Genomic DNA, 5,019 nt, shown 5'->3' on the forward strand with positions numbered 1-5,019 from the left:
ATCACCTGCTCGACCGGCTGGTCCGACTCGACGCCCTCGATGGCGTCGATGAGGACGCAACGGCGCCGGCCGGTGCCTGGACGTCAAGGGCACGCCCGAGGCCGGGGCGAGCGCCGTGCTCGCCGAGTGCTCCGGCTCGGCCACGCAGCGGTGGACGTACGAGGCCGACGGGTCGCTGCGCAGTGCCGCCGGCACCGGTCTGTGCCTGGACTCGCACGCCGACGCCGGCGTGGTCCTCCTCGGCCACTGCGCCGGCGCCGGATCGCGACGCGGTGACGACGTGCGCTACGACCTCACCCCCGAGGGCGAATTGCTGCCGCGGTGGGACCGGACCCTCGCGCTCGCCGCCGGTGGTGACCAGGCGGGGGCCGATCTCGTCGTCAAGGTCCGGGACGGGTCCGCCGGCCAGCGGTGGGTCTCCGGCGGCTCGCCGTAGGGCGGCAGGCCGCACGCCGGCCGCCGGTCCGCGTCCCTCAGGAGGGTGCGCCGCCGTCGGCCTCCAGGTCCGCCCGCGTCACCGTACCCGGGCGGGCGTGGCCCGAGAGGGCCAGCGTCAGGTCGAACTCCGCCAGGAGGCAGCGGATGACGTGCTCCACGCCCGCCCGGCCGTCCAGGCCCAGGCCGTAGACGTACGGGCGCCCGAGCAGGACCGCCCGCGCGCCCAGGGCCAGGGCCTTGAAGACGTCGGCGCCGGTGCGCACCCCGCTGTCGAACAGCACCGTCAGCCGGTCGCCCACCGCGTCCGCGACCCGGGGCAGCGCGTCGGCCGCCGCGACCGAACCGGCCACCTGCCGGCCCCCGTGGTTGGAGACCACCACGCCGTCCATCCCGGCGTCCGCGGCGAGCCGGGCGTCGTCCGGGTGCAGGATCCCCTTGAGGACGATCGGCCCGTCCCACTGCTCCCGCAGCAGGGCCAGGTCCGGCCAGGTGTGGCTCGCGTCCCCGAACAGGCCGAGGAAGTGCAGCACCGCCGCGTTCGGGTCCTCGTGCACCGGCTTGGCCAGTCGGGCCTGGAACGCCGGGTCGGTGAAGTAGTTGGCGGTGCCCACGCCGTGCACGAACGGCAGGTAGGCCTGGTCCAGATCGCGGGGCCGCCACGCCAGCAGCGGGGTGTCCAGCGTGACGACCAGCACCGAGAACCCGGCCGTGCGCGCCCGGGCGAGGAAGCTGCGGGTCACCTCGCGGTCCTTGCCCCAGTACAGCTGGAACCACCGCTCGGCGTCCCCCATCGCCTCCGCGACCTGCTCCATCGGCGTGCTCGACGCCGACGACAGGATGTACGGCACGCCCTGCGCGGCGGCGGCCCGGGCGGCGGCCGTCTCGGCGTCGGGGTGCATGATCGACAGCACGCCGACGGGAGCGAGGGCGAGCGGCGCCGGCAGGGTCCGCCCGAGCACCTCGGTGGTGAGGTCGCGCTCGTGCACGTCCCGCAGCATGCGCGGCACGATCCGGTGCCGGGCCAGGGCCGCCCGGTTGGCGCGGGCCGTGCCGCCGTCGCCCGCGCTGCCCGCCACATAACCCACCGGGCCGGGGCCGAGCCGGTGTTCGGCCAGTTCCTCCAGCCGGGTCAGGTCGGTGGGGAGCCGGGGCACGGCCCCGGTCGCCCCGTTCAGGTAGATCTCGTACTGGAAGTCCGCCCAGTGCTGTGCCATCCGTCAACTCCCGCGCGTCGTCGGCCGCGTGCGCCCCCGACGATACCGACCGGTACGTCGGGCCGCGCGCCAGGGGATCACGTCAGCCGGTGCCGCCCGCCGGCACGGGCGCGGGGGCGTCGGCGGCGGCTCCCGGTCCGGTGATCGGCGGCACCGGGGCCTCGACCGTGCGGACCAGACGGGCGCCCTCGGGGCCGTACGCGGCCCGGGGTTCGGGGAACAGCCACAGCAGGGCCAGGAAGAGCACCGCGGCCGCCGCCAGCGAGAGCGGAAGGCTGATGTCGACTCCGTGCGCCAGATCGCCCAGCGGGCCCACGAACTGGCCCGGGATGTTCGTGAACAGCACACCGATCAGCGCCGACACCCACCACGCGGTCATGCCGCGCCAGTTCCAGCCGTGCGCGAACCAGTAACGGCCGCCGCGCTGGCGGCGGTTGAAGACCTGGAGCGCGTCCGGGTCGTACCAGCCGCGGCGGGTCCAGAAGCCCAGCATCATCACGACCATCCAGGGCGTGGTGCAGGTGATGATCATCGTGGCGAAGGTGGAGATCGACTGCACCAGGTCCAGGCCGAACCGGCCCACGAAGATGAACGCGATCGACAACACGCCGACCAGCAGCGTCGCCTGGACCCGCGACAGCCTCGGGAAAACCGAGGAGAAGTCCAGCCCGGTGCCGTACAGCGAGGTCGTGCCCGTCGACATGCCGCCGATCAGCGCCAGCAGACACACCGGCAGGAAGAACCAGCTCGGGGAGATCGCCAGCAGTCCGCCCACGAAGTCCGGCGCGGCCGGGTCGACGTACTTCGGGGCCTTCGTCGCCACGATGCTGGCCGTCGCCAGACCGAACACGAAGGGCAGCAGCGTCGCGAGCTGGGACAGGAACGCGGCCCCGACGACCCGGCGGCGCGGGGTGGAAGCCGGGATGTAGCGCGACCAGTCGCCGAGGAACGCGCCGAACGACACCGGGTTGGACAGCACGATCAGCGCCGCTCCGATGAAGGACGGCCAGAACATCGACCGCGTCGCCGCGTCCGCCGAAGCCGTGAACGCCCCGGCGTACGACGGATCGAAGTCACCCGCGAACGCGACCGCGCCGAGCAGGAACAGCACGCTCGCCGAGGTCACCGCGACCTTGTTGACGAACAGCATGAACCGGAAGCCGTAGACGCACACCGCGAGCACCAGGCCGGCGAAGAGCGCGTAGGCGACGACGTACGACAGGTTGTCGCGCTCCAGGCCGAACAGCCGGTGCGCGCCGCCGACCAGGGCGTCGCCCGAACTCCACACCGACAGCGAGAAGAACGCGACGGCCGTGAGCAGGGACAGGAACGAACCGACGACCCGGCCGTGCACACCGAGGTGCGCCGAGGACGACACGGCGTTGTTGGTGCCGTTGACCGGGCCGAACACCGCCATCGGGCACAGGATCAGCGCGCCCGCGAGGACGCCGAGCACGGTGGCCGCGAGACCCTGCCAGAAGGACAGCCCGAACAGGATCGGGAAGGCGCCGAGGACGCAGGTGGAGAAGGTGTTGGCACCGCCGAAGGCGAGCCGGAACAGGTCCAGCGGGGTCGCGGTGCGGTCGGCGTCGGGGATGCGTTCCACACCGTGGGCCTCGACCTCGGTGAGGGCGGCTGCGGGCGAGGAGGCGGACGCGGCGGGCGGTTCGGGTGGTGCGGACACGGGCGCTCCAGCGGGGACGGCAGCGGGGTGCGCCGACGGTACGGCGGGCGGAACCGTGTGATCCAGAGGGCGGTTCATCCAACTTTCGCGGCTCCGGTGGATGAATCGCCCATCGGCCGGGTGGCGGAGGCACCGGCTTCGGGTGATCACTCCATGAACACGAGGAGTCATGAAGGGGCGCGGGGCGGTCAGAGCCGGAATGTTTCAGGACGATTAACGAAGAGCTGTTTTTCGGCCATCTGGCCGCTTCCGCGGTGGGGGAACCGCTTGGTTCCGGGGCCACGGCGTTCGAATTCCGTGACTTCACGCCACTGATTGAACACGAAAGGTTACTGAAACCCATGGGTTCGATGTGAGTTTCGCCGGCGGAGTCGGCAGAGTGTCGCTCGCCGCTCCGGCACCCGACCGGGCCGGAGCCGGCGACCCGACTGTTCGAGCGGAAGGATGCACACAATGCGGAACACCGCGCGCTGGGCAGCGGCCCTCGGCCTCACGGCCGCCGCCGTTTGCGGACCCCTGACCGGGGCCGCCGTCGCTGCACCGGGCGCCGCCCCGTCGTCGCTCTACGCCCCCTCGGCGCTGGTGCTCACCACCGGCCACGGCAACGACGCGGCCACGGCCACTCCGGAGCGCGCCGTCACCCTCTCCTGCGCCCCCACTGCTTCCGGCACCCACCCGGCCGCCGCCCAGGCCTGCGCCGAGCTGCGCGGCGTCGGCGGTGAACTGGACGCCCTGAAGCCCGCCGACGACGTGATGTGCACCAAGGTCTACGACCCCGTCGTCGTCACCGTCCAGGGGGTCTGGCAGGGCAAGCGTCTCTCCTACGAGCGCACCTTCGGCAACACGTGCATGAGGGACGCGGCCGGCGGCAGCCTGTTCGCCTTCTAGGACCGGGATCGCACGGGTCCCCGTGGACGCCGGATCAGGCCCGCAACTGGGGAGTGCGGCCCCCTGGAGCGGGGAACCTGCGATCTCGCGCCGGGACCGGCGGGCGGAGTGGGGCCGCCCGCCGGACCCGGGCACACAGCCGCTCCCCGGGCCGGTCCGTGGGGGACCGCCCGGGGAGCGGCGAAAAACAATCGGTTTCAACCAGGTGTTCAGGCCTTGCGCCGGTGACTCGTGTCGCACCAGGGGTAGCGGCGACTGCGCCGGCAGGTACACAGAGCGACGCGGAAGCGGTCCGAGCACACCGTGGTCCCGTCCTCCAGTTCGATCTCCACGGGCCCTTCCACGAGGAGGGGCCCGCGCCGCTGCACGGTGATCCGCCGGGCCCGCTCGGCGGGAGCCCGGGCCGCCGGGCCGGCAGCGGCGGAGTCCGCCGCGGGGCCGGCCGGGACGCCGGGGGCGACGCCGGTGGTGTCAGCAGGGTCGTTCGGCACGGATGACCACCAGCTCTTCCCTGTCCTCGGCCGGAGCGAGCAGCCCGCTCCGGCGCAGCCAGTCCTCCCGGGAGCGCAGCACCGGGCCGAAGGCGATCCAGCGGCGCCGGACCACCGCGGCCTTCAGGCCCGCGTCGCGCAGCAGTTCCAGGGTGCGGTCCGGGCCGCTCAGCGCCGAGTGCACGATCAGCAGCACCCCTGCGGGGCGCAGCAGCGCCGGCGCGTCCCGGCAGATCCGGTCCAGCAGCAGCCGCCCGTCGCGCCCCGCGTCCCAGGCCCGGGCCCGGCCGTGCGGGCCGCGCCC

4 protein-coding genes and 2 pseudogenes are annotated in these 5,019 nt (G+C 73.4%); 2 read left to right on the top strand and 4 right to left on the bottom strand.

The window, feature by feature from the left end; all coding sequences use genetic code 11:
• Positions 1 to 61 precede the first annotated feature (61 nt).
• Positions 62 to 436: pseudogene (locus ABZV94_RS40130) on the top strand (RICIN domain-containing protein); the annotation flags it as partial.
• A gap of 37 nt (positions 437 to 473) precedes the next feature.
• Here ABZV94_RS40130 and ABZV94_RS40135 read toward each other — a convergent pair.
• Positions 474 to 1,652 carry a lactate 2-monooxygenase gene (locus tag ABZV94_RS40135; RefSeq protein ID WP_356349799.1) on the bottom strand — a complete coding sequence of 393 codons (1,179 nt, stop codon included), beginning with the start codon at positions 1,650 to 1,652 and terminating at the stop codon, positions 474 to 476.
• An 82-nt stretch (positions 1,653 to 1,734) separates the two neighbouring features.
• Positions 1,735 to 3,336 carry a cytosine permease gene (locus tag ABZV94_RS40140; protein WP_356349801.1) on the bottom strand — a complete coding sequence of 534 codons (1,602 nt, stop codon included), beginning with the start codon at positions 3,334 to 3,336 and terminating at the stop codon, positions 1,735 to 1,737.
• A 453-nt stretch (positions 3,337 to 3,789) separates the two neighbouring features.
• On the opposite strand from ABZV94_RS40140, the gene ABZV94_RS40145 reads away from it, so the two are divergent.
• Positions 3,790 to 4,224, top strand: coding sequence for a protease inhibitor (locus tag ABZV94_RS40145; RefSeq protein ID WP_356349803.1), 435 nt, complete (start codon positions 3,790 to 3,792; stop codon positions 4,222 to 4,224).
• A 209-nt stretch (positions 4,225 to 4,433) separates the two neighbouring features.
• Here ABZV94_RS40145 and ABZV94_RS40150 read toward each other — a convergent pair whose 3' ends face one another.
• Complete coding sequence (locus ABZV94_RS40150) at positions 4,434 to 4,598, bottom strand: CDGSH iron-sulfur domain-containing protein (protein WP_356349805.1); 165 nt, start codon at positions 4,596 to 4,598, stop codon at positions 4,434 to 4,436.
• Between the two features lie 97 nt (positions 4,599 to 4,695).
• A pseudogene (locus tag ABZV94_RS40155) lies at positions 4,696 to 5,019 on the bottom strand (methyltransferase); the annotation flags it as partial.

The sequence above is a fragment of the Streptomyces sp. NPDC004658 genome (genome assembly GCF_040609555.1).
In the GTDB taxonomy this organism is placed as follows: domain Bacteria; phylum Actinomycetota; class Actinomycetes; order Streptomycetales; family Streptomycetaceae; genus Streptomyces.